The organism is Pseudomonas asiatica, from assembly GCF_009932335.1.
GTDB classification, from domain to species: Bacteria; Pseudomonadota; Gammaproteobacteria; order Pseudomonadales; family Pseudomonadaceae; genus Aquipseudomonas; species Aquipseudomonas asiatica.
The window spans coordinates 1-25,254 of record NZ_BLJF01000001.1 but is presented as its reverse complement, the minus strand read 5'-3'; the positions used below and the strand labels follow the sequence as shown (position 1 = coordinate 25,254).

The window sequence follows — 25,254 nt, the reverse complement described above, 5'->3', positions numbered from 1 at the left end:
AAGAGCATGTTAGTGGTATTTCCCAGAGCGATTATTGAATGCAGGCTTGGTGCCTTCCAGTACGGTCACAACTGCACTATTCAGTAGTGGGTTTTCCAATGAGCCAGACACATAGTTGATGCTGCAGCTTGAGGCTCGGTCAAAGGATGCATGAATAATCTGCTCTGCATCACAGACCACCGCCAGGTTCGGGTTATGGGTAACCATGATGATCTGTCGTTTCTTTTTGGCCTCGGTTAGCACCGGAACCAAGAGACGGAACACGGTTTCGTTGTCAAGATTTTCTTCGGGCTGGTCCAAGATGATGGGCGTCTTGCCGTTGTCCACCAGCAAATAGAAGATCAGCAAAAGCGCGCCGCGCTGGCCAGGAGACAGCTGCTCAATCTGCGTATCTTGGAAGAGCAGTGAATACCTTGGCTCGAGAAAATCGAGCCCGAAAATCAAGTCGTAGACCGAAACGGCCGATTGGTCCTTCTTCAGTAGGCTGGCAATACCGACCCCAGCACCAGGTCCCTTGGCCGCCTCTTCAAGGGTTTCATGTAAGGCCTTCGCAAAAGCCAAGGCGCCCTCCTTGATGTTCAAGTCGTGACTATCAAAGAGCTTCGTGACTGTTAACAGCGCCTCGTCTTGGCCACGCAGCACCCCTGACGTCTGCTTGATCAAGGCGAAGAGGCGCTCTGCGATGGCCTCTGCCGAAGCGGCCAGCGTCGCCTGAAACTGAAGCCGGTAATCCTCGCGGATCAAGTCATTCGCCTTGATCAAGTCTTGCACTGGCTTGAAGAGTTCTTCTCGCGCCTTCCGCTGCGCATCTAAGGAGTCGAATATCTCGGCCGTCAGCTGAAGTCGTGCAGCTTGCAGTTCCTCACGCTTGGCAGGCAGCTTCTTGATCTGGGCCAGTCTGGTTTCCAAGCCCACCTTAGTGTCTGGATCCGTCGGCGTGCCGGCCAGGGCATCCAGCATCTTAGTCCACTCAGCGAGCTGGTGCTGGTATGTTTCGAACTGCTGCTGACGGGCGTTGAGCTTGGTAGCGTGGGCCTTCTTCTCTTCCCCGAGGGTCTCGAGGGCGCCGGCCAAAGTGCCCGCCTCGGCCTGAAGAGTCGACTGCTGTTCTGTGAGGACAGAGGACCGTTCATCGAGCAAGTTAGTCTTGATATCCAACTTCGCGACGTCGGTCCAGTTCAAGCCCGCGAGCTCGAGGTCTTGGGCAACTTGCTGCTGGGTTTGATCGAAGGAGCGCTGAAGTAGTCGCAATTGCTCTTTCGCGTTGGCGAGAGCCTTCTGTTTCTTGGCGATCGACATGAGTTCCGCCTGAATATCCTGCGTGCGCTTGGTGGAGGCGTCGATCTTCTGAGCCGTGGCCTCAAGCGCATCAGCTGCTTGCTTCTGCTCCGGCTCCATCGTTTCAGGCGGTGCTGCAACCTCCGCGGGTTTGATCTTCTGGTGTTCCTCGATCTCCCGCATCTTGACCAGCAGCTGGTCCGTCAACTTCTTCTCCTCAATCGGCTGCAGCTGATCTTCAATCCGCGCGATGGTGGCATTGACGATCCTCAGCTCCTTGCGGTATTCACCAAGTCGATTTCTCAGCGCTTGCTCCTGCTGCTCAGTCAGCTGATCGAAATCGAGGGCGCCAAGACGCATCTCATCATTGGTGTGAGAGAAGATGACGGCCCGCAGCTCCTGCTCAAAGGCGTCCGATTTGCCAGAGACGTGATCGTTGCAAAGCTCCTCAAAGTAGTTCTGAGGGATGTATCGAACCAGCTCTTGTTTGTCTTCTGTCGGAGGCTCGTCAAGTGGACGAGCCTCGATACTCTCATCTCGCCAGGTCAGAGTGCCCGTAAATTGACGTGCGGGATCTCCACTCTTGCCCAGAAAGCGATCACGCTTGAGAAAACTGAAGTGCTTTGCTTGCCGCGAATGTCCAAGGGTCGCGATGACATCGGCCAAAGCGCTCTTGCCGCTGCCCTTGTTGCCGATGATGGCGACAAGGTCCGGATTGATCGGCAGATCGCAACCGTGCAGCCAGTTGCCGATACCAGCCTTAGTGCCTGTCTTGGCGACTTCGATTGACTCAATGAAGTGAGTTTTGCTCTTCTCCACGGCTTGGAGCTTAGGGGGCTTCTCCCCAATAAACGACCGCTTGGCCGGCTCCAGGATTGCTTGCTTGAGTCCGTGGAAAGACAGGTCAGCCTTGATCCAGGTCTTTTTACCTGATGGGAAGTCGCCGTACCCGCGGCGGTCGTTGTCACCTGCCACGCCTACGAAACAGTGCGCATCGCTGCCGGAGACGACGAGCCTTGGGATGTTCTTGAGGCCATGCTTGAAGTTGCCGATCCAAGCTTTGTTCTTCGGCGTTTCCTCGCAGAGGAACGCAGTTCTGAGGTCGGCATTCCGTGACTCAAAGATGGGAGACGACTCAAGGAGACCGAGGAAGTAGGCGTAGTGGTCCTCCCACTTCACCTCCGTCAGGCCATCACTCGTATCGAACGGCATGAAGCCGATGGCCTGTCCGTCAGGAACCTTCTTGATGGCGGCCTTGTAGCTATCGGCCTTCACTTCCGCCAGCTTGTACCCTGCCATCAGGGCTTCTTGAGCATCGCTATCAACAGCAACCTTCTTGTGGCCCTTCTTCATGAGCATGTCGTCGGAGGTGCCGCGCGCTAGGTCGATCAGAGACTCCTTGGACACGGACCTGTCCGTACGCTCAAGCTTCAGGTCAGACAAGAACTCGCGCAGATGGTGGTCGGGAATAGTCTCCGCGAAAATGACATGTGCGTTGAGGCGCTTAGTTGTCGGGGCGGAAAGTCGCAGCTCGATTCCCGGAAAGACCGTCTTCTTCAGCACAGGCGCGCCAGCTTCGGCCAGCCGGTTCTTGAGCGCGAACCATCCGTCAAACGTCCAGTAGTCCATGATTGCGAATGCGGCAGGTTCGGCAGCATTCATCGCATTGATCATTTCATCGATCAGCGCCCGATTTTCCGGTGATGACAGATCGCCCTCGAACTTCTTGCCCGTCCAGTGGAAGGAGGCCGGCGTGTGTACGTGCAGATCCCACTGGCGCCAAGCCGAACCACGAGCCATTTCCCTATTTGACATCAAAGTAACTCCCATTCCACAGTAAACAGCGCCTGCTCCACCACATGGTGCTGAAGTTGAGCCTCCAACTGATCTATCAGCGCGTTGCGTTCTTCTTCGATCTCATCTTGGCGGGCATACAGCTCACGGCGCAATTTACTGCGCCTGCCTTCCAGCTCACGCTGCTGCTTCTGGTAGCCGAGCTTCTCTTCCAGCGTCGCCGCGGTTGCCGCTGTACGACGCAACTCCTTAATCTCACTATCTATTGACTTAATTTCCTGCTCCAAGCCCAGCTTGAGATCGTCGGCCCAGGCATCGAGCTTGGCGACTTCCTGCTCAAAGTAACCCATATTGCGCTGGTTGATCTCGCCCAACAGCTGATGCTTGCGCTGCTCCAGGTCGTTGGCCAACTGTGCCACTCCGGCTGCTGCATCACCATGTTCCAGACGTGCCGGCAGGCGCAGCAGCTTGCCCGGATCATCCTCGGGCAAGGCCTTACCGTCAGCCGTGACGGCTGAAACCACCAGATGCTGCTCCAGGCTCCCCAGCGCCTCGACGGAAAACAGTTTCAAAGTCAGCCAGCCGTGCTGGCCACGCAGGGGCTCCAGGGTGCTGATCCGAGTACCATAGGCGGCGTAGTCGAGTACCAGTCTGGCCGCTGGTTGCTGATCGAGCTGACGGTTCTTGGCCTGCTCGATCACCCAGACTGCCAGTGGGTGGCCGAGACGGTACAAATGCGACTCACCGCCACGGCGCGGCAGTTCATAACGCCCCAAGGAAATGCTGGAAGCACTGCCGGCCGGCAGCCTGTGAAGCTCGAAGCTGTCACCTTCAAAGTGGGCGTAGTCGTCTAGTTCGGCGCGGGTCAGGTCGAGCAGCAGGCGTTCGAAACGGTTGCGAGTGGAATTGCTGTCTTCGGCACGGATGCGTAGCTTGTCCTGCACCTCTTCGTCGAAGTTTTCCAGCAGCACCTGACGGGTCTTGAGCATGGCTTCGCTGATTTCCCCGGAAAGTTGCAACTGTAACTGCTCGAAGCTGCGGCGGATTTCCTCTGGGTCTCGGCAGTTCTGATAAATGTCAGCAATGCGGCGTTCGAAGTCGACACCGGAACCGATGGAGCCAAGCACCTCGTCGCTTGCGCCGAAAACGCCCTCGAACAACTGAAACTTCTCGGCCAGCAGTTCGTAGACTCGTGCATCCGCCTCGTTGCTGCGGTCGACAAAGTTCACCACCACCACGTCATGCTTCTGGCCGTAGCGGTGGCTGCGTCCGATACGCTGCTCAATGCGCTGTGGGTTCCAGGGCAGGTCGTAGTTGATCACCAGCGAGCAAAACTGCAGGTTGATGCCTTCAGCCCCCGCCTCGGTGGCAATCATGATGGTGCCGCGCTCCTTGAAGTACTCGACAAGTGCGGCACGAGTATCGGCAGTCTTGGAGCCGGTGATTCGATCACTGCCAGCATGGCGCTGCAGCCAGTCCTTATAAATGCGCTGGGCCGTGACATCGGTATTGGTTCCATTAAACAGAACGATGCCATCGCCATAAGCTGTATCGGCCAGCAGCGACAGAAGGTAGTCCTGGGTGCGCCGCGACTCGGTGAAGATGATAGCTTTGCGAGCGGCTCCAAGCCGGTCGAGCTCCGCAAAGGCACGCTCTAGTGCGACCAGCAGCGCCTTGCCCTTGGCGTTCTCACGGATGTTGGTGGCCAGGTTCTGGAAATGCTGCAGCTCAACGATTTCAGCCGCGATGGCGTCCCGCTCACTAGCCGAAAGGGCCACTGCCTCATCGTTATCCGGCTCTTTTTCGCTCTCGTCGGCCAACTCATCGAGGCCTTCGTAGTCTTCGTCCAGCGTTTGCGTAAGGTCGATGACTTCAGCCGCCTTATCGAGATTACCCTGCAGGCGTCTGGCCATGGTATCCAGCGCACCGGCGATCGCGTGAGTCGAAGACGCCAACAGTTTCCAGAGCACCAGAGAAATCAGTTGCCGCTGACCTTCGGGTAGGGCGTTGAGGTTCGGCCGGCGCAGGTAGTCGGCCACCAAACCAGACAGCTCGCGCTCTTCCTGACTGGGGGCGAACTCCTGAACAATCGCCCGTCTTGCTGTGTAGGGAACGTACTGCTGCACTTGACGACGTAGAGTACGCTTGCAGATGCTGCCCAGGCGCTGACGCAAACCGCCAAAGGCCTGCGCCCTGTCGGTATTGACGAACTGGGCGCGGAAGCTGTCGACATCACCGAAAACCCGATCATCGATCATACTCACCAGCCCGTACAGTTCGAGCAACGAGTTCTGCAGTGGAGTTGCGGTCAGTAGCACCTTGGAATGCACATGGGCTAATGCGTCCTTCAGTGTCTTGCCAATGACGTTGTTGCTCTTGTAGACGTTGCGCAGACGGTGCGCTTCATCCAGCACCACCAGATCCCAGGCAATGGCCTTGACGTCCTTCGCCTTGGCTTTGGCGAACTGATAAGAGCAGAGCACCGGGCCGTTGGTGAACACGAAAGGGTTTCCGACGCCTTGCTTGCGAAGCGCGTTGTAGCTCTTGGCTTCCAGAATCAGACCTTGCAGATTGAACTTGTCCTGCAACTCTTGGTGCCACTGCTTGCGCAGATTAGCGGGAGCAATGATCAAGATGCGCCGTCTCCGTTCGGCCCAGCGCTGCGAGATCACCAGTCCGGCCTCGATGGTTTTGCCCAGGCCCACCTCGTCAGCTAGGATCACCCCGCGTGACAGGGGATTGCGACAGGCAAAAAGCGCTGCATCGACCTGATGTGGATTGAGATCCACCTGAGAGTCGACTAACGTCGAGGCAAGCGACTCAACCGAATCGCCAGCCGCTCGTCGGGTGAGAAGCCATGCGTAGTACTGACATTGGTGCTCAGTAAGGCGGACTGAAGCCATCTTATCCCTTCAAACACAACTCAAATAACGTGAATCATCGCACGAACTGTAAGCACACGGGCAAACCATCTTGCACAGCTGCGCCAGATTGCCCCTATCAACAGCAAGGCCCCTATAGAAACCGCATCCCACGCAACCATACCCCCGCCATAAGCTCAACACCCCGCAGACAGCAAGACGATATGTAGCAAAAAAAGACACGTCTATAATGTACGCTTATACAGGTAAAGAAATCGAGCATATGGAAAGGGCATGAAACGCAAGCAATCCATCGAACAGGTTCGCTGGGACCTAGACCTTCGCTATCGCCTGATTGAAACCGTAGCCTGGTGGGGAGGCCGGCTGACCACGGGACACCTGATCCAGAGCTTTGGCATCAGTCGGCAGCAGGCATCGAAAGACATCAATACCTACCGGTTCGCTGGATAACCAAGCGAGGCGCATCACCAAAAATGCGATACGCCATCACTAAAAATAGAGCCTTGGCCAAATGCTTATTGGCGAGAAAATAGCTTGGCCGGCTTTCGTTCTATCCCTACCGCTCGCAGTCACAGTGCAGCGCCTGAATACTGGTTGAGCATACAGGTAAATATTTCAATCATGCACCTCCGCGCAAGGCCCTGAAAATGAGCGCTACATCTGAAGAAAACTTCGGGATATGGGCGTTTTGTTGACAGTTTACCATGCTGAATCAAAGTGCCATCATACAGACAGAACAGATAGCGCCGATCTATTGGTCACCCAACGGAATCTCATCCGGGAAGCGATATGTCATCAGTTATTGGGCATGCGCGATCAACACCCTACAGACAAGGATGTGTGTATGCCTTTGCCCTCCCCTTCCATTGCACTCAACGCTTCTGTAACAAGACCACGAGCCAAGCAGTGACGCACTGACCTCGTGAACGGCCCTGAACGCGACCCGAATGCGGCAACTGCGGTTGTAACCTTCTCGGGCCGGCCCCCTTCTCGCACGACGGGAAAAGACCAGCGATTACTTGAATATCCCAGCGCATAAGCCTCTGTGCACCCTATGCCATGCCTTCGCGCAGACCATCAACACTTAAAGGAATATCACCATGCTCGAAAGCCAGAAAGAGTTCGCCACTTACTTGAAGAAAATGCAGGTGCTGCTCAATGACCAAGCGTTTTCATTCGATCAGTCATTGCTTCCAAAAGTGATGGAAACCGAGCTTGTAGTGCCCGTGATCGGGGCCTTCAGTGCCGGTAAGAGCTCGCTGTTGAACGCGCTGATGGGCAAGGACATCTTGCCGGTCGGGATTGCGCCAGAAACTGAACTGGCGACCGAGCTTCGTTATTCCTCCGAGCCTTATCTGCTGGCGATCAAGCCCGACGGCGTGCAGGAACGTTTGCCTGTTGAAGCACTGAGTACCATCAACCGTCGTTCCAGCGAGTTTTCTCACTTGCGCCTGTACCTCGACAGTGAGGCGCTGAAAGCCATTGCGCCCCTGGTGCTGGTCGACATGCCTGGCTTTGGCTCATCGCTGGAAAACCACAACAAGGCCATTGCTTACTACCTGCCGCGCGGTGTGCACTTCGTGGTGCTGACCAGTATCGAGGACGGCAACATTACGCAGTCGATGCTGCGTAAACTCGACGAGCTGAAAACCTACAACACCGACTTCACCTTCCTACTGAGCAAATGCAACCTGCGCGCCGCCGACCAGGTAGAAGACGTACAAGCCTACATCGACGACCAGCTCGGGGTGTATTTCGGCGAGCATTACCGCAGCATCCCCCTCGGCAACCGGGGTGGCGAGGAACTGACGCACGCGCTGACCGCCTTGCAGCCCGACGCGTTGTTCTCGCGTCTGTTCATCGACATTCTCAAAGACCAGAACTTCGAAGTGCTAGCGCAGATCAACCTGGCGTTGAGCATGCTGAAAAAGGACAAGGCCGAGAGCGAGCAAACCGCACGCGCACTCGAACAGGCCCTGGCCAAGCTGCTGGAGCAGCGCAAGGACGTCGAGTCGGACCTGAAGGATCGCTACTCGGGAAAAATGCTCGACCGTAGCCTCCGCGGCCTGGACAACTCCCTTAACGACTCCCTCGACGAGCTGGTCACCTTGGGCAGCAGTAAGAACCCGAGTGCCCTGTCGAATGCACTCTCCGACATCATCCGCAGCAGCCTGTCCAGCACGATCAAATCTGAAGTGCAGGACATCTCCACCAACATGGTCGACCGAATTGCCAGCAACCTCAGTGCCACCAGCAGCCAGATGTCCGTGCTGGACATTAGCGGCAACTGGAGCGAGGAGCTTTCCAACAAGGTCAAATTCTCGCTGGAGCGCACCACGGAAATGCTCAGCGACTGGTCGACACGCCTGAGCAATCGTGCCGAGGAAGACAAAAACAGCGGCGTCATGCTCTACCGCAGCCTCTCTACCGTGCTCGCTGTCACCACTACCGTAGTCAATCCGCTGGTAGAGCTGGTGATCATCTTCTTGCCCGAAATTCTCAAGATGTTTAACGGTGGCGGTAACGAGCGCGAGAAGTTTCGCCAGAAGCTGACCGGCGAAGTGTTCCCCAACATCAAGGCGGAACTGCGCGGGAAAATTCCGGCAATCATCGACGAGCAGCTCAACGCCATGCTGAAGAAAATCAGCGACGGTTTCGAAGAGCAGATCACCAAGCAAAAGCACGTTATCGACTCAATTGCACAGGAAAGCCTGCAGCTTGAAGCGCAGATCAGCGAGAAGACCACTGTGCTGGAAAACCTTGCCACCGCAGTAAAAGCCGCTGCAAACGAACACCTCTACAAGTAAGGCGAACGACCTAATGGATTACCAATCACTCGTCGCTTTTAGCGAAAGCCTGCACACGCTGGCAGCAAGCAACCAGGACCTGTTTGAGCGCGAAATCGAGCAGTTCAAGCGGCTGAACGGCATCGACCAACCGCAACAGCTCGCGCAAGCATGCCAGACGCTGCAGGACCAGAACCGGCTGATGAACATCGGTATTGTTGGCCGTGTGAAAGCCGGAAAGTCATCGCTGCTCAATGCGCTGATTTTTAATGGCGAGCCGATCCTGCCCAAGGCCGCAACGCCCATGACCGCTGCACTGACCACCATTACCTGGGGCGAAGTGTTCCAGGCCAAGGTTGAGTTCTACAGCGAAACGGACATCGCCGCGATCCGCTTCAAATCGGACCAGTTCGAGCAACGCCTGGCCACGCGCAAGCGCGAATGTCTGGAAGAACTGGTGAAGCGTCGAAGCGCCCAGGCCAATGGCGCACCCCTCGATATGGCGCAGCTGACGAGCATGGCCGATAAAAAAGCCTTGAGCGAACTGCAACGCGAAGAAGGCTTGTTCGCGGCATACGACCAGTTCCAGCGCATGAAGAAGTCAGAGCTCGATGCAGCCACCCTGCACCTGCACAGCGAGATTCAGGCAGGTAACCCGAAAGAGCTGGCGGCGCTTTTGCACAACTATGTCGGTGCCGACGGCACATACATGCCGTTCACCAAGACGGTTCATGTCGCCATGCCGCTGGAGGCACTGCGCGATATATGCATCATCGATACCCCCGGCATGAACGATCCGGTCCAGTCGCGCGAAGAGCGCACGGTCGAATTGCTGAAAACCTGCGACGTGGTGTTCATCGTCAGCCCGGCCGGCCAGTTCCTCAACGAGCAAGACCTTGAGGTGATGGGGCGCATTACCCAGAAGGAGGGCATTCAGGAACTGGTACTGGTGGCCAGCCAGATCGACACACAACTGTACGGCAGCGAAAAACGCGCGCGCTTGAGCGATGCCGTGGAAGCCATCCGTGCCCAGCTGTCGGCACGGGCACAGAGCACCCTTGCAGACCTCAAGATGAGCAGCCCGGAAGTGGGCTCGGTGTTCGACAACCTGATCGGATCAGTACACCGTAACCTGCTGCATAGCTCCGGCTTGTGCCACAGCCTCAACCGCCGCTTCGAAACGCCCGAAACCTGGGACTCGAACGAGCAGGTGACCTGGGACAACCTGTCCACCGATTACCCGGATTACTTCACTCGTGACAACCAGGCACTGTCGTTGAGCAGCCTGGACAGCTTGGCAAACATTGACGCGATCAACGCCATGCTTGCCCAGGTCCGCGAGAAGAAAATGGAGATCACGCGGGAAAAAATCGCCAACCTGATGGTTCGCAAACAAAAGAACCTTGAGGCATTCAAGGCGCTGATCATCACCCTGGCACGCAACCAGGTCATCCAGATCAAGAACGCCAACGTCGATCAGCTGGACGAACAACTGGCTTCGCTGGAATCGAAGCGACTGGATCTCTCGCTGGAACTGGATGTCAGCTTCAAATACACCATGGCCGACTACCGCCAGAAGTTGCGTGACGACATGCGCAAGACAGCTGCGCAATTGCTTCGCGAGACGCAGTCCACTGTCAAAGACGCGGAAGGCTCTTTCAGTGAAACCATTGTCGTCGACAACCCTGGGGTTGGCAGCTGGTTTGCCCGCAAGCTTTGGGGCGGCGGCACTACCGAGAAAACGGTCGTCCGCTCCAAGATCATCAGTAGTCAGGTCATCTCCACCATCAACGAGTTCATGAACGACATCCAGGATGAGCTGGGCGCCAAGGTGGAGAGCTCTCATCGCGGGTTGAACGAAGAACTGGCCCGGACCCTCACGCCGAAGATCCGTGAGGTGCTTGAACAGGATGCCAATGCGCAAATGATCAAGCTCGCGATTCTTTCGATCATTCAATCGATTCCTGACGATGACTTTGATTTGGGCATTCCGTTGCCTGACTCCCTGAAAAGCAACGGCACGCTCAAGGGCTACGAGGCCGAACGTTTCAAGGATGCCGCCGATGACTTCATCGGCTCGTTGGGTAGCAAGGTCAAAAGCAAGATCAGTTCGTTCATCAACGATGTTGAACGCAACGCACCTTCCACCATCTCCAACTCCTTCGTCGATGAGATTCAACGCCGGATCAATGTGCTCAAGGATCAGGTCGACAACGCGGCTCAAACCATTGACCGGCTTGAACGTCTGGCACGCAAGGCCGAAGAGGTCACCCTGTGAGCAACCCGCCAGCCATTCATGAACAGGCACGCTCGACGCTGGAGTCGCTGTCCCGCTTCTGGCAGTTCAAACGCAAGAAGCTGGCAGCTGAACTTCAGGGCCACCTGGATGATGCCCAGTACCAGCTCGACACGTTTTTCAGCACAAATCAGCAATTGTCCGCGCTGTGCGCGGGCCAGAACGACGAAATCGGCGAGCTAAAATCGCGCAACGGCTCGCTAGTCGATGCGTTGCAGCTTGAAACAGCCAATTTGGCCTCAACCTCCGAAGCGTTAGCGCAGGAGAAGGGCAAGCTCCAGAAGGCTATGCTCGCACTGGCCCAGGCCAAGGTGTACGCCAAGGATCTGGAAGAGCGGCAGGCTCAGGCCATGACCCAGATCGCAGGGCTCGAAGAGCACCTTGCCGATCACAAGCAGGAGCTTGTCGACAAAGAGCGGTGCATTCAGGAACTCCAGCACACCCTGGCCGATACTCGACAGCAGATCGAAGCGCTGAACAACGTCAAACAGCGGTTGACCGAGCAGTGCGCCGAGCAAACTGAGCAGATCCGCACGCTGGAGTCGCGCAATGAGACGCTCAGCGACCAGTTGCAGGCAGAACAGGCCAATACGGCAGAGCTGGAAGCACGCAAGGACCAGGCGCTTGCCGAGATCGCCACCCTTCAACAGCAGCTAGCAGATCGTAAGCAGGCGCTGGTGGAAAAAGAACAGCGTATCGCTGAACTTGGGCACACCCTCTCGGACGCGCAACAGCAGATCGAAGCACTGAACGACGCCAAACAGCAGTTGGCCGAACAGTGCACCGGGCAGGCTCTACAGATCGACTCGCTGGAGTCGGACAATGAAGCGCTAACAACCCAGTTGCAGGCAGAACGAGCCAATGCGGCCGAGCTGGAGGAACGCAAGGCACAGGCGCTGGCACAAATTGCCGAGCTGGAGACGTACCTGGAGGAACATAAGAACCAGTTGATTTCCACGGAGCAGAACGTCGACCTACTGGAAAGCCTGACCGAACAACTGAAGGCCTCCCAGCAGCACCTGGAAGACAACTACGCCGACATCAACAAGCAGCACCTGTCGCTAACCGAGAAATTTTCCCTGGTGAGCAAAGTCCTGGCCCAGCAACCGCCCGGTAATGAAGAGCTGGCCAAATTCGCCGACCTGATCAACCACGACTACATGGAGTTCGCCAGCCGAGAATCGTCGTTGGCCGGTGAAGCCCAAGCAGTGCTCGACATGCAGGCGATCCTCGCCGAGATGCAGATGCTGAACAACTTCCCGAGCATTGCCGGCAAAACCATCCTGAGCATTGCGGGTGGTTTCAGCAGCGGAAAGTCGGCGTTCGTCAACAGCTTCATCCGTAACCCGAGCGTGAAGTTGGCGACCGGCATCAACCCGGTGACCGTGGTCCCCAGCTACGTGGTGTGCTCCGAAGAAACCCGGATCAAGGGCTATTCGTATAACGGTGGGGCCATCGACCTGGAGCCCAGCCTGTACGCGTCGATGTGCCACGAATATGTTCAGGCCTTCGGCTTCGACCTGCGGCGCATCCTGCCCTTCATCAGCGTCAAGGTTCCCATGGACCCGGAGCTGTTCGGCAACCTGTGCATCATCGATACGCCCGGCTACAATCCGGGTACCACGGGTGGGGCCGCGGCCTCCGACCGCAGCACTGCAGCCTCCCTGGTCAATCAGGCCTCGGCGCTGGTCTGGGTCATCGGCCTTGACCCGGCCGGGACCATCGACCAGTCCGACATCGAGTTCATCGAGTCCACGCCGTTCCGCGCAGAGTCGCTGTATATCGTGTTGAACAAGGCGGATGTGAAGTCTCAGGACGATATTCTTGAGATCATGGAGCAAGTAGCCGACGACCTGAGTTTCGCGGGTATCGAGTACGCCGGCATGTGCGCCTATTCGTCCACGCGCAAGAAAGACTACCCCTCCAGCGGCCTGACGTTCGAGCAGTTCCTGCGCTCGATCAACCGTAAAGTGGATGTAGTCGGCAAGGTTAACAGCAAGCTCGATACCGTATTCGATGCCTACAAGCAGGCCATCCAGGCCGATATTGCGCAACTGGAAGGCCGCAAGGGCGAGTTCAATGCGTTCAAGCTAGATGCGCTGGAAATAGGCGGAACGGCGCTGTTTGACAGAATTGATCGAGCATTCCCCATCTCTGAGCAAATGTTCGATTCTTCCGGGCTGGAAAAACTCGTTGATGAATGCGAAGGCCTTCGTCGAACGCTCAAGCTGGCAGCTAGAAAAGCCCTGGAGGTTTGCGAACTCGTTCGCACCAGAACCTCTGTCGAGTCTGATGACTTCCTTCGCACTCGAATACGCCGCTAAACGCCGGCACACAGCGTGTTACTAACCCCGGCCTGCCTGCTGGCAGGCCGTTGCTGGCCAGGGCGCTGAACCCTGGCCTGTGCGCTCAAAATCGCCGCCGCGCCAGCAACTCCGCCAACGCCCCTTCAAGCCACCCTGCGGTGCGCATCTTCAGTGCCTTGCTCCCGCACCTCGGGCACTGGTCAAACCACTCGCCGGGCATCAGCGCATCACTTTGCGGTGCCACTGTCTTTGTCCAACCGCATCCTTCACATTCAAAGGTGAAGGGCCTGGGTCTGATGGGCATTCTAAAGCTCCTTGGTTCGCTGATGTATTGCCATCGGTGCATTCAACTGCCCGGATAAGCCAATTCGATCTGCTCGTCGAACGCGCCACCAACCCCGCAGTAATCACGTGGAACACGCTCAAGATCCTCGGCTACCTGCACGATCACCTGGCGCAGTTCCAGGCGTTCGAACCAGCGGGCAGGAATGGCAGCAGCACCATACTGGGCACCCAACAAGTGCCCGGCGACAAGCCCAGTGCTGTTGCTATCGCCACTGTGATTCACCGCCATGATCACCCCTTCTTCGAATGAGCGTGCCGTCAGCGCGCACCACAGGGCAATCGCCAGCACCTGTTCGGCAGCCCAGCCACCGGCAAAATCGTCAATGCGTTGCGGGGTGGGTGCATAGCCCTCGTAAAAGAAGAACAACACGCGCTCGACAAGGCTGCAAATCTCTTCCATCCCAGGCACTTTCCCGTACCGGGCCAAACTTTGCGTTACGGCGTGTTCCAGGCTGCCTTGCCGATCGACAATACGCTGAAGCATGTCGGCGAACAGCCCAGCCGCCAGGTAGGCAGTCGGATGCCCGTGCGTCAGTCGCCCAGACTGCGCTGCGTAGTCGAATGCGTTGGCAAAGAACGCACAGGGTGCAACGCGTACCAAGGCACCGCAGCCTTTGCTGTCGTTTTCGGCAATCGCACCCAGCCGCCCGCTGCTCCTGAGTGCATTCAGGCAGGTTGCGTCGGGGGCGCGGCGCGACCACAGCTCCACTTGCTTGATCAACCAGCCATCTGTGACGACCGGAGTCCGCGAGGGGTAATCCTGGGTCGTAAGCCAGCGCAGCAATGCGTGGTGAATAACGCTGGGCACATGGCATGCCTGCCGTGAGCTGCCGAGCACAAAAGCCCGCAGCAGGCCTTCTGCGGTGAACAGCATCATTTGCGTATGGTCGCTGATGGCACCGATGGTGCCGTAAGCCTGGGAAAAATCAGTGATGCCCTGCGCACCGAACCTGGCCTCGATGACGGGCCACTCAAGAAACTCCACGGGGGCGCCAAGCGCGTCTCCAACAGCGCCACCCAGCAGGCAGCCTTTGATCCGTTCAACTCTGTTCATGCCTTCCCTTAGCGCTCTTGTGCGCAGATCAGGTCCTGCAAAATCGCCAGCTTTCTGTGCAACTGCTCGATGTGCGCTTTCTCGGCACGCAGTGCCGAGCGCAGCTCCCGGTTTTCCATCTCCCAAATCTGCGCCCAACGCGCGTCCTTGCGGCAGGCGAGTGCCACGTGCCAGATTTCTCGCAACCTCAGGTACTGCATCAGGAGCACCGTCAGGATCACCCCGATCAACACCAAAGCCCCTGTCGAAACCGCTTCAGACATAGTCATGTCCACATCCTTTCGTGACTTCAATTTATTTCGAAGACAGACAAACGATATGTAGTGATAAACGACAGGTCTAGAATGTAGACTTATACAGGTAAAGTATTCGCGCACATGGAGAGGGTATGAAACGCAAGCAATCCGTTGAACAGGTACGCTGGGACCTGGCACTTCGCTATCGTTTGATCGAGACCGTTGCCTGGTGGGAAGGCAGGCTGACCACGGGGCACTTGATGCAGAGCTTTGGCATCAGCCGCCAGCAGGCATCCAAGGACATCAATACCTACATCACCGAGCATGCGCCCAAAAACTTGACATATGACAAGCAGCTCAAGGGGTATGTGCCGAGTAAGCAATTCAAACCCCTGTTCATCGACGACAGTGCCAGCGCCTATTTACACCTGCTCTATCAGAACAATGAGCGTGCCCCGCACATTGATGGACTGGCACTGGCCTATGCGCACACCAAGGTGTTGGAAGTGCCGGATCGCCCCATTCGACCGGAGATTCTGCGCCCCTTGCTCAAGGCCTGCCGCGAAGGCCTGCGCCTGGAAACCGAGTACGTGTCGTTCAATACGCCGAACGTAGAGGTTCGCCTCATCGCCCCTCACACGCTGGTGTACACCGGCATGCGCTGGCATGTGCGGGCCTACTGCGAAAAGAATGGCCAGTACCGCGACTTCGTGCTCAGCCGCCTGCGCGGGCAGCCGGACCTACTCGACGAATCGCCGAACACACGAGAGCTGGATGAAGACTGGAATGTCGAGATTCCGGTTATCTTCGAGCCCGATGGGCGATTGAACGAGGCACAGAAGGCAATCATCGAAACCGACTTCGGGATGACGCAAGGACAATTAGTGGTGCCCAGCCGCAGGGCCTTGGTGAAGTATGTGTTGCAGCGTTATCAGATCGACCCGCGCAACCTGGCGACGAGCCCTGAGGCCCAGCAAGTTGTAGTGAGCAACCTCAAGGAATTGAGGCCGTGGCTGATGAATGACTGACGCTCAAATCTCTGAGACGAGGGGCATGACGCCCCTCGTCGATGGCCGGCTCATGCTCGTTCAGCCGCGGGTGTATCAGCTCAACCCGATTCGGAGGACGACTCACCCGCGGCCAGCCAAGAAGAGATCCAGCCGTCGAGGATTTCAGCCAAACCGGCTGACGACATCTGTATCAACAGTCAGGTTTGTCCCCAGTCACTGTAGTTTCCGCCCCACGCCTTGGGCCTCGATGATCATGCGGTCGAGCAGAGCGAGCATGTCATCGACATCAATTTCCTGAAAGCAGCCCTTCGCCTCCTGCTCCAGAATCATGGCGGCGAATTCCTCGCTGTATTCGACCTCATCCTCGGTTCTAACTTGCGCGGAACCTGGGTCATCCGAGCGACCATCCTCTTGGTCGTTACACATCACGAACCTCGCATTGAAATGGGACCTCAGCTGAACGGTCGCGCCAACTTGGCCCAAGCAGACACCCGTTGGAAGCAGAAAAAGGACGGAGTTGTCGACGTTATCGGCGTTTGTCAGGCCGAATCAGAAGCACGTCGGTCCAGCTCCTGTTTCATCTCCATGTATTCACGGGCAAACTGGTAGCCCTTCTCGGCAACGACGATGACACCGATAATTGCGAACAGATTTTTCATAGCAAAACCTCTTGGGATTGACGGGTTTCGTCGACCGTTCCGTACCTGACCGCCATGCACAAGCCGTTGACCAAGTTCATGTCTTGCGGCGTCTGGCAACGAATGGCCGTCAGATCAGGACTGGCGACAATACAAGCCAGCGACTTCGCCCGGCTGACCGCTACATTCAAACGGTTTTTCGAGTACAGGAAGCCGATGTCCCTGGGCAGGTAGTCTTCATTCGACGTCGCCATCGAGACGATGACAATCTCTGCCTCTTGCCCCTGAAACTTATCCACAGTGCCGACGCGCGCACCCGCCGGCAGCACCTGCTTCAACAGCTGTACCTGCAAATTATAGGGCGCCACGACCAGGATGTTTTCGAGAGACACAGCGTGCTCCTCGCCGGTGTTATCCACATAGCGCTGCTGCAGAAAGTACGTGTACAGCGCTTTGACGTACGCGGCTTCTTCATCGGAACTCTGGCCATTGCCGTCGTGCTCCACAGGGCAAAACATCAGTCCGCTGCCCGGCACGTCCGGGCGCTGGCCATCCAGTCGCAACACCTGCCGCTCGGTTCCTGGTGCCGACGACAGTTGACCTTCGTACACCGCATGAGAAATGAATGAGCAAACGTGCGGATGCATCCGCCAGGTTTGCGCCAGAAACACCCCACGATCAGGCGCAATGGTGGGCGTGCCATCCAGCAGATAATCGAGGATAGAGTCACCGGAACGGCCAGGGTGCACGCCTTGCACTGGTTGCGACAATTGCATCTGGTCGCCCATCAATACGATGTTGCGTGCCGCAATGCCCATGGTAACCAGGTTCGCCACGCTCACTTGACCGGCCTCGTCGATGAAGAGGTAATCCAACGCCTCGGTGAAGGTCTCGTCGGCAAATAGCCAGGCAGTACCCGCAGTCAGGTCAATTCCCGGCCCCCAGACATCAAGGAAATCCTTTTTGTCTTCGATGGAGCGAATGCAGCAACCAGTGAACTCAGTGCCCTCTCCCTCCGATGACTTTTTCAACCCCTTGAATGCAACGCCCTCTGCTTGTGCACGAGACTCAACAGCAGACAACAGGTTGTTGATGGCATGGTGCGAATTGGAGGTCACACCGATGCGCTTGCCTGCTTTGAGCAGGTCAACAATGACGTGCGAGCCCGTGTAGGTCTTGCCGGCACCCGGCGGCCCTTGAATAAACAGCACGCTGTTCTCAAGATTGCGTACCACCTGCTTGATGGCATCCGTCGTCGTCAGGCGTGGATCCAGTAGTGGCGCACCCGGCTGGACGTCTTTCACCCGCGGAGCGCGTCGATGGAGAAAGTCCGACACCGCCTGGAAGCGCTGCTCACCGGCCAAGACGCTGTCGGCATAGCGAAACAGTGCCTCGCGCAGCGAAGTCGATGGAATCGGCCTGCCGGGAATCATGTCGAAATCATCCGGTGGCGCGTTGTTCGCGGTGGCTTTGAACATCGCCAGACACGCGTTAATGTCCAGGTTAACCAACTGCACATTGGCCAGGGACTCGGTGATGACGCCTTGGGAACCCGTGCGCATCTTGCTTTCTTGAGGTTCGAAACTGTATTCAAACAGAAATGATTTCTTGATCGGTTCGGGCGGCGTTTTTGTACGCCGCAAACCGGCCAGGCTCTCGATATCCTCCAGCAGCTCCTCAGTGGTCATGTCCTGACGGCTGAACAACTGCCACCATGTCGGCTTGTCTGCCCGACGGTGGAAGTCGAGCAGCTGGAAGGTGAGCAACCTGACTTGATCCGCTTCGCTCAGGGCACATTCGGCGGCGGGCAAGCCAGCGAGCAAACGATCGCGATAGCTTTCCAGACGAACCTCAATCTCCTTTTGTTCCGCTACAGCTTTCTCGCTTTCTGTTTCAGGCTCGGAGAGAGCGCTCGCATCCGACGGTTTAATGCTCAAAAGCCAGTTGCGCAGAAGATAGGTGGATAGCACGTCGTCTTCGTTGTACCGCTCGATCTGCTCGAGCAACGCCGACTCGCCAGTCTCTTTCCAACGCTCATAAAACACGATGCTCGCACCGGCATTGGTAACGTCACCGTCTCGCTGCCCCATGTAAAAATGCTCGATGTTCTTGATCGAGTAGCTGGGCTCAGACACCCGGATCGCTTCGCGCACGACCTTGTAGAGGTCGATCAGCTTGCCGTTGCGCAGCAACCAGTCCACTTGTGCCTCGCGTGTACCGTGCTGGCTCATCAGGCGCTTGATGGCCGTCTCTTCATAGCTGGCATAGTGGTAGACATGTGCGCAGGGGTAACGCTTGAGGTGAGCGATAACCCAGTCGATGAACTGCTCGAACGCGATCTTTTCTGCCTCTCGGCTATGTGCCCAGAAGGGTTTGAAGGATTGGTGACCACCTTCGTCGATATACAGACCGAAGAGATATTCCAGGCCGCCCTCCTCCAGCGGATTGCCCTCCATATCGAAGAACAGATCGCCCTCAACCGCCGTGGGCATTCGGTTAAAACCACGCCTTTTCCCCACGACCGGCAGAAACTCGAACAACGGGCCATCACTGGAGCGCCCCTGGAACTGCAAACGCGCCTGATGGCGCAACTTGCCCAGCGACTCCACTTGCAACTTGGGGATGCGCAAGTCATCGGTACTGTTCGCCAACTGCTGCAATGTGGTGACACCACCAGCCTGCAATTTCTTGATTTGCGAGCGGCTGATGCCAGCGACTGCCGAGAGGTGATCGTCTTGCAGCCGTTGTTCGTCACAGCGATCGCGCCACACACAAAACCCGCAATGCCCGCATGGCTCCGGGTACGTCACAGGTTGTCCGTCACCATTCACGAACGCCGTGAAACGCTGCAGCACTTGCTCCAGATAATCGGCGTAGTCAGCGACCCGAAACGCCTGCTCCGTACGCGCAGAATCACCCAGTACGACATACATGAACTGCGGCTGTATGCCCTGGATTGCAATCAGCATTCGCGAGTAAAGCGCAACCTGCACAAGGAACTTGGCCTTTGCAGACTTGGCCAGCTTGGTGTCGATCACCTCATAGCTATGATCGCCCAGCGTCGACGCCCGCGGCACCTTACGCAGGAAGTCGGCATGCCCAATAAAGGCACCTTCCTGGAGCGAAGCCTGGAAGATGATGTCCGCACCAGCCTTCATGGCCTCAATGGTCAGTTCCACCCGCCGCGCGAAACTCGGATTGCCCTCGGCAATGTCGACTACGTGAGCATTTTCGCGTTTGAGTCGTTCAAGAAACGTCGCTTCATGAGCGAGCCCCTTGCCCTGGATCAGGCGGTTCTGCTCGCTTGCCGGCGCTTTTTCCATAGGGGCAACAAGATGCTGAAGGTCCAGTGCCGTTAGGTGCTGGCACTCCAGAAAACCACAGATGTCTGAGGCGGAATACAACTGAACGCCGTTCCGGGTTTGCATGGTTGTATTCCACCCTGTGAAAGGCCAAGGGGCACATGGTGCTGCGCAAATGTTGCGTGTGTTGCTCAGGCGTCGAGCGAGCAGTCCTGGTAAAACTGCTCGAACAGACTCGTTGGCGAGTGCTGCGCATCAAGCAGGCCGAAGTGCTTGCCCACGTTACGCCCCAGGGCCATGAGTGTCCTTGCAGAGTTCTCGGTACCGGCATAGCCGGCACTCACGATGTAGTCGACACGATCCTTGTCGGTCGTCGCTCGCGCATACGCGTTGCCCGTGATCAACACATCCACCAAGCAGACACTGACGCGCTCATCACCGACTGTGAACGGCTCGAGGGCCTCGGTAGCCAGGGCCGCACGCAATCCGTCCTCACCACCGGCGACGATGCGCTCAAGCTGTGCAAGCGGTCGGCCGAACAAGTCGAACTCTTCAATGGAAAACGGGAAACAGTAGCCCTGTGCAGTGGTACGCGTGAGCGGCTTCTCGTCACGCGGCTGGGCCACCAACCATTCAACAAACGAGGCTTTGTTATCGAGAGCACCGCTGTAGCGGAAGGCCAGATAATCCTTGAGGACCTGGCTGAAAGGATGCCCCGTGGGCACCCAATTATTGCCTCCACGCTCGCAGTCCTGCGCCTCGACTTCTGGCTTACCCGCTATGGAATTAGACGCCAGCGCCAGACCAAAGCAGCGAAGGTCATAGCCAAGCATGAACAGGCTGGCCTCGAAGGCATGGCAACGCGCGGGGAGAGTCCCTTGCCCAGCAAACCAATTGGTACGCTCGAGCAGCGCTCGAATAATCCAGCCCAAGCGCACTTGCCAACGCGCCCACTCGGCATAGTCGATCGTCGAAAACTGCGGCGCCGCCACGCTGTTCAAGAACGCTCCCGGGTTGCGGATCTGGCTGCCTCGCGCGCCGCCGGACGGGAACATCAGCAAGGGTTTACCACGCCCCGCCCACTGCTGGCGAAACAGCGAATACAACATGGCAATCGCAGCGCCCACACGGCTGTCATAGATTGGAGAACCAGACAAATCGAGCAAGGCGTGAATCTTGGTCAGGCCAGAATCGAAACGCTCGACACTGCTAGCATCGAGGTCATCCAGGTCATTGTCACCGTCGAGCGTCATGAGTCCGGCCATCTTTTTCAGGTAGCCCGACAACTCGTCTTTGGCCTCCAACCGGTGCAAGAACGGAATGGCGCCCCGCACGCCGCCCCAACGAAGAATCTGCAAACACGCCTGAAGCGCTTGTTGCTCATCACCAGCGTTGACCGCACTCGTCAGCCACTCACGCAGTTGCCCCAAAGAGCGTTGGGTTTCAGCCCAGGTTTCAGACTCAACCACACTCTGGTTGGAGTCGTGCCAGCTTGCCTTCCAGCGATAGTGCTCAAGTACCCGCTCAATACCCTGGACTTCAACCGTCAAACCGCCAGGTACAAACTTGCTGGACTTGAAGCGCAGCTTGAACGTGAGCGCCGGCAAGTTGGCTGCCAGCCATGCAACGAAAGATTCCACTTCGGGTTGTGCCAGGAACTGTTCACGCTTCATGCAGGCCGCCTTGCGGGCAATGTCGAATGGCCATACCCTAAGCAAAATGGCAGGCCACGTCCACGTTGTCTGTTTATACAGGTAAACAAATTGAGCAGGTTCTAATGCCCTGAATAGACGCTTTTCAACGCCAGCGGCGATTGGCCCGGCCACCTGTAAAGTTTTCAGGCACACGCTACCTCTTTACCGACCGCCCACGACTTCAAGGATCGGCACTTCATGGACCATCAAGCACTCAAAGCCCGTCACCGCCAGGAACGTGAAGGCCACCATCCCAACCTCACCTTGCGCGTTCATCGCGCATTAAGCTGGCTGAATCGCGCCGAGCAGGCGGATGATCTTGATGGGCGCTTTATCTTTCTGTGGATCGCCTTCAACTCTGCCTATGCCATGGACATTGATGAGCAGTTCCGACTTTCCGAGCAGTCCACGTTCAAGGCGTTCCTGGACAAACTCTGTGCGCTAGACACGGCCAACCTGATCGAGAACCTGGTCTGGTCCGAGTTCTCAGGCAGTATCCGCGCATTGCTGGACAACCCCTACGTATTTCAGAGTTTCTGGGACAACCAGAACGGCAAGATCAGCGAGCAACAGTGGACCGAGCGGTTTGCCAGCGGTCGACGAGCAGCGCAGCAAGCGTTAGCCAACCGCAATACCCCAGCAGTACTCGGTGTTCTGTTCAATCGAATCTATACATTGCGTAACCAGGTAATGCATGGGGGCGCAACCTGGAACAGCAGTGTGAACCGGGATCAACTGCGCGACTGCTCGAACCTCCTCGGCAAGCTGGTGCCTGTCATTATTTTGCTGATGTTGGATAACCCGGAAACGCTATGGGGTGATGCTTGTTATCCGGTTGTTGCTTAGGCAGACCACATTCCAATCCCGCGATGAACGGTGACAAACCAAGTGATTCCGCTTGCTGCTTACACTGAGTGGAAGGCGTTCACACGCGTTTGAATATGCGCGAATGCTTTGCCTGTAGGAAGTCAACGCAACAAGAATTTGAATTAGGGGCTCGAATTTGTCCTCAGTGACAAAGCCCTCCAAGCCCTCAGGAAGGCAAACTGACCTGAGGGCTGGACTGGGAACAAGCTACTTACCCTCTATCCTCGGCTGAATCCGAAGCCATGAGCGCCCTCCCCATAACGCTTCGTCGCAGCTTTACAAAGGTAGCTGGCACGATGAAACAGATCAGGTAAGTAATCCACATTCCCTGGCCGGACCTCCCGGTCTACTCGGTATTCCGCATTAGACGGGATATGTACCAAGCCCCTCACTTGCTCAACCTCGCACTTCAACGCACTGGCCCAAGCCTCCTGCATGCGGCTGATCATGTTCGGCCTCTGTGGCTGCAACCGCCCGATTGTGTAGTAGGCGTCCCTGTTGAGCAGGATCAGCAGGTGGTAATGCTGTCGCCCTGCCTCGCTCCTCTCTCTCGCCCAGACGTAACGCACCCTGCAGTCATGGGCGTACTTGTTCTTCTCACGTGCTTTCTCACGATTGTGCTCAATTTTTGCTTTGAACGACTCGATGAACCTACTAATCACACGGTTTGACAACGCATCATCCGGAATACCCCCAAAACGCGGAAGACGCAGGTCCACCCTGAACGCAATCACCCTAGGATACTGATCAAGTGCAAGGTTGATGGTGCGACTCAGGGCTTCAAGGTATCCAAGTATAAAAGGGCCTTTTTCACCCATTATCGGCATGCCCTGAAAAGTATCTGCTGAGTACAAACGAAGATTACGGTTCTCTGAAAAACGACACATGGTTACTACCTACTCTACTGAAGTTCATATCTTCAGTCGGCTTGGTAGTTATTTACACGTTCACCGCAACCCATTGAGCTAGACCTCAACGAGCTCATCACGCAGATACCAAAGTTCAATATCGATCACCTAAACCATACTGCCAACCGCAAGGTATAAAGTAGAAATTCATGATATATACCCGTTAGAGGGACATCTACGACCTTAACCTAATGATTCAATATCAGGCCCTGCTTGAGTGATAGGCAGGAGTTATTAAACAGTAGCGCTTAGAACACTAAAGCATACTACCCGCACCGAAAGCTCCAAAAGCATAAACCCTAGAGAAAGTTAAAGCATTCCTGTTCAGAGCCAGAAAAACAACGCCACCAAAAGGTCCGGCAAAAAAACATCATGTCCAGGAGTCAACCGGACATGATGTTTTCATTGAAAGAAAATAAAGCAAACAAAAAGCAGACCAGCTGCCAAGAACAAGTCCATCAAGACCTACTAATTTCGCTCAACTAGCCTAGACTGAATCCAGGAATGAACCTCTGACTCCAACCAGCCAACAGAGCGCCCGCCTAATGAAATAGGCTTCGGAAATATCCCTTCAGCAACGTACTTATACACCGTAGATCGGGCCAGACCAGTAATTTCAATAACCGTTTTCATTCGAAGTATGCGCATGACCAACTCCTCAAATCCGTACACAGGATCTAGGAAGCCGGTAAAGAGTTACTGACCATTACTGGCATACAGAGCGATTTACCCCCGATACCGATAACGCGTGGGAGTATGAACCTGAAAAAGAAGGCCAAAACGATAACGGTCAATCTCAGGCATCTCCTTCTCACTTGAAAACCTCTCACACGTAGGCTCGCCAAGATTGCTCTCATTCATGACAAAGCATTCTCCTGCTCGAAAACTATTACCAGGAACAATCAACAGAGACCGACCAACAGCAAACCGCCCAAAGTATGGACCGGGCTCAAAACTCGGCAGGATCTGCAACCCGGCAATTTCGTGCGAAAAACCCTTAACACTTAAAACCAAACTCTGGATACGCCGAGCCATCAAAACAGCGACTACATAAATGAACTCAAAATACAGCTCACCTCGAAGGCCGTCACCCTTGAAATCTCGCCCTGAGCCCGTTCCTTTTCTGAAGTCTTTCTTGATTCGCACCTGCAATTCATCATCAGAGTTAAACTGACCTAGCTCCAAGGCATTCCAATGTTTGGACAGCAGCCCTGACGCGTACTCTTCCAATTTAACCTGAAGCGCTCTCGACGAGCCTCTATCCTTGGCTAAATAAGAAAACAACCCCGCCAGCTCATTAAATCTATCGCTATCAGGCAGTATTCCAGAATATTTTTTATGCCTCTCGAACTCCAGCCCTTTGCCAAGCTGCGCAGAGCCAATGATGGCTGCAACCTCACTCATCTCCCCCGAATCCCCACTGGATTTCGAGACGAAAGTTAGCACGATCGCGCCCGAACTACATTTTTGAAAAAAATCATGATGAAGATTAATAAAGTAAACTGACTTTGAAACTCCCAATGCAACAGACGTTGCAACACCAGGAATCACCCCCCTCATGACCCTCAGAGCGATCAGTTTGTGCACCTGAGCCTTTATTCGATCTCGATTCAGACCAGTAGCCTGGGACAGCCTGGATACTCCGATTCCCCGCACAACCCCAAATTGATCGGCGTACAGAAGCAGAGTGGACAGTAGCAACCGATTACAAACACTCAAGCCACCCTTACAATTTTCCGCAGAAGGGTTTAGTACGTGATCAATTTTCGGTCTATTTATCACATTGAGCTTATTATTTTCGTCTTCTAACAACCTAGACAATTTACTTGAAGCCCGATACCCACCTTGGGGCGTCCCC

At 56.0% G+C, this 25,254-nt stretch carries 15 protein-coding genes and 1 pseudogene; 6 read left to right on the top strand and 10 right to left on the bottom strand.

Annotated features, from left to right (window positions below; all coding sequences use genetic code 11):
- Positions 1 to 9: 9 nt before the first annotated feature.
- Both GYA95_RS00080 and GYA95_RS00075 read right to left on the bottom strand, forming a co-directional pair.
- Entirely contained in the window at positions 10 to 3,093 is a 3,084-nt protein-coding gene (locus GYA95_RS00080) for a TrlF family AAA-like ATPase (RefSeq protein WP_126593933.1), read from the bottom strand.
- Positions 3,093 to 5,975 (bottom strand): SNF2-related protein, encoded by a 2,883-nt coding sequence (locus GYA95_RS00075; protein ID WP_058162726.1) that lies wholly within the window; start codon positions 5,973 to 5,975, stop codon positions 3,093 to 3,095. Before GYA95_RS00075 ends, GYA95_RS00080 begins: the two co-directional genes overlap by 1 nt.
- 252 nt (positions 5,976 to 6,227) lie before the next feature.
- Here GYA95_RS00075 and GYA95_RS00070 point away from each other — a divergent pair.
- The 4 genes and pseudogenes from GYA95_RS00070 to GYA95_RS00055 form a co-directional block, all read left to right on the top strand.
- Positions 6,228 to 6,389 (top strand): annotated as a pseudogene (locus GYA95_RS00070) (WYL domain-containing protein); the annotation flags it as partial.
- A 665-nt stretch (positions 6,390 to 7,054) separates the two neighbouring features.
- Positions 7,055 to 8,761 carry a dynamin family protein gene (locus tag GYA95_RS00065; RefSeq protein WP_003151705.1) on the top strand — a complete coding sequence of 569 codons (1,707 nt, stop codon included), beginning with the start codon at positions 7,055 to 7,057 and terminating at the stop codon, positions 8,759 to 8,761.
- A 13-nt stretch (positions 8,762 to 8,774) separates the two neighbouring features.
- Positions 8,775 to 11,018, top strand: coding sequence for a dynamin family protein (locus tag GYA95_RS00060; RefSeq protein ID WP_003151707.1), 2,244 nt, complete (start codon positions 8,775 to 8,777; stop codon positions 11,016 to 11,018).
- Entirely contained in the window at positions 11,015 to 13,360 is a 2,346-nt protein-coding gene (locus GYA95_RS00055; RefSeq protein ID WP_003151709.1) for a dynamin family protein, read from the top strand. Before GYA95_RS00060 ends, GYA95_RS00055 begins: the two co-directional genes overlap by 4 nt.
- A 328-nt stretch (positions 13,361 to 13,688) precedes the next feature.
- Here the strand turns inward: GYA95_RS00055 and GYA95_RS00050 are convergent, their stop codons facing one another.
- Both GYA95_RS00050 and GYA95_RS00045 read right to left on the bottom strand, forming a co-directional pair.
- Positions 13,689 to 14,741: an ADP-ribosylglycohydrolase family protein gene (locus GYA95_RS00050; protein WP_058162727.1), complete on the bottom strand. Its 1,053-nt coding sequence runs from the start codon at positions 14,739 to 14,741 to the stop codon at positions 13,689 to 13,691.
- 8 nt (positions 14,742 to 14,749) lie between these two features.
- Entirely contained in the window at positions 14,750 to 15,010 is a 261-nt protein-coding gene (locus GYA95_RS00045; protein WP_003151716.1) for a hypothetical protein, read from the bottom strand.
- Between the two features lie 119 nt (positions 15,011 to 15,129).
- On the opposite strand from GYA95_RS00045, the gene GYA95_RS00040 reads away from it, so the two are divergent.
- Positions 15,130 to 16,005 (top strand): WYL domain-containing protein, encoded by an 876-nt coding sequence (locus tag GYA95_RS00040; protein WP_024947249.1) that lies wholly within the window; start codon positions 15,130 to 15,132, stop codon positions 16,003 to 16,005.
- Between the two features lie 195 nt (positions 16,006 to 16,200).
- Here the strand turns inward: GYA95_RS00040 and GYA95_RS00035 are convergent, their stop codons facing one another.
- The 3 genes from GYA95_RS00035 to GYA95_RS00025 form a co-directional block, all read right to left on the bottom strand.
- On the bottom strand, positions 16,201 to 16,413 hold the full coding sequence (locus GYA95_RS00035) for a hypothetical protein (RefSeq protein ID WP_023442930.1): 213 nt from the start codon (positions 16,411 to 16,413) through the stop codon (positions 16,201 to 16,203).
- A 229-nt stretch (positions 16,414 to 16,642) separates the two neighbouring features.
- On the bottom strand, positions 16,643 to 20,053 hold the full coding sequence (locus GYA95_RS00030; RefSeq protein WP_058162728.1) for a TM0106 family RecB-like putative nuclease: 3,411 nt from the start codon (positions 20,051 to 20,053) through the stop codon (positions 16,643 to 16,645).
- Between the two features lie 65 nt (positions 20,054 to 20,118).
- Positions 20,119 to 21,774: a hypothetical protein gene (locus GYA95_RS00025; RefSeq protein ID WP_232914206.1), complete on the bottom strand. Its 1,656-nt coding sequence runs from the start codon at positions 21,772 to 21,774 to the stop codon at positions 20,119 to 20,121.
- Positions 21,775 to 21,819: 45 nt separating this feature from the next.
- Between GYA95_RS00025 and GYA95_RS00020 the strand changes: the two genes are divergently transcribed.
- A complete protein-coding gene (locus GYA95_RS00020; protein ID WP_003151726.1) occupies positions 21,820 to 22,467 on the top strand; it encodes a HEPN domain-containing protein in 648 nt (215 codons plus the stop codon).
- A gap of 239 nt (positions 22,468 to 22,706) precedes the next feature.
- Here the strand turns inward: GYA95_RS00020 and GYA95_RS00015 are convergent, their stop codons facing one another.
- The 3 genes from GYA95_RS00015 to GYA95_RS00005 all read right to left on the bottom strand — a co-directional run.
- On the bottom strand, positions 22,707 to 23,375 hold the full coding sequence (locus tag GYA95_RS00015) for an inovirus Gp2 family protein (RefSeq protein WP_058162730.1): 669 nt from the start codon (positions 23,373 to 23,375) through the stop codon (positions 22,707 to 22,709).
- A gap of 489 nt (positions 23,376 to 23,864) precedes the next feature.
- Positions 23,865 to 24,044, bottom strand: a complete 180-nt coding sequence (locus GYA95_RS00010; RefSeq protein ID WP_023442851.1) for a helix-turn-helix transcriptional regulator — start codon at positions 24,042 to 24,044, stop codon at positions 23,865 to 23,867.
- Between the two features lie 78 nt (positions 24,045 to 24,122).
- A partial coding sequence (locus GYA95_RS00005; RefSeq protein WP_238841712.1) for a hypothetical protein occupies positions 24,123 to 25,254 on the bottom strand: 1,132 nt, incomplete at its 5' end.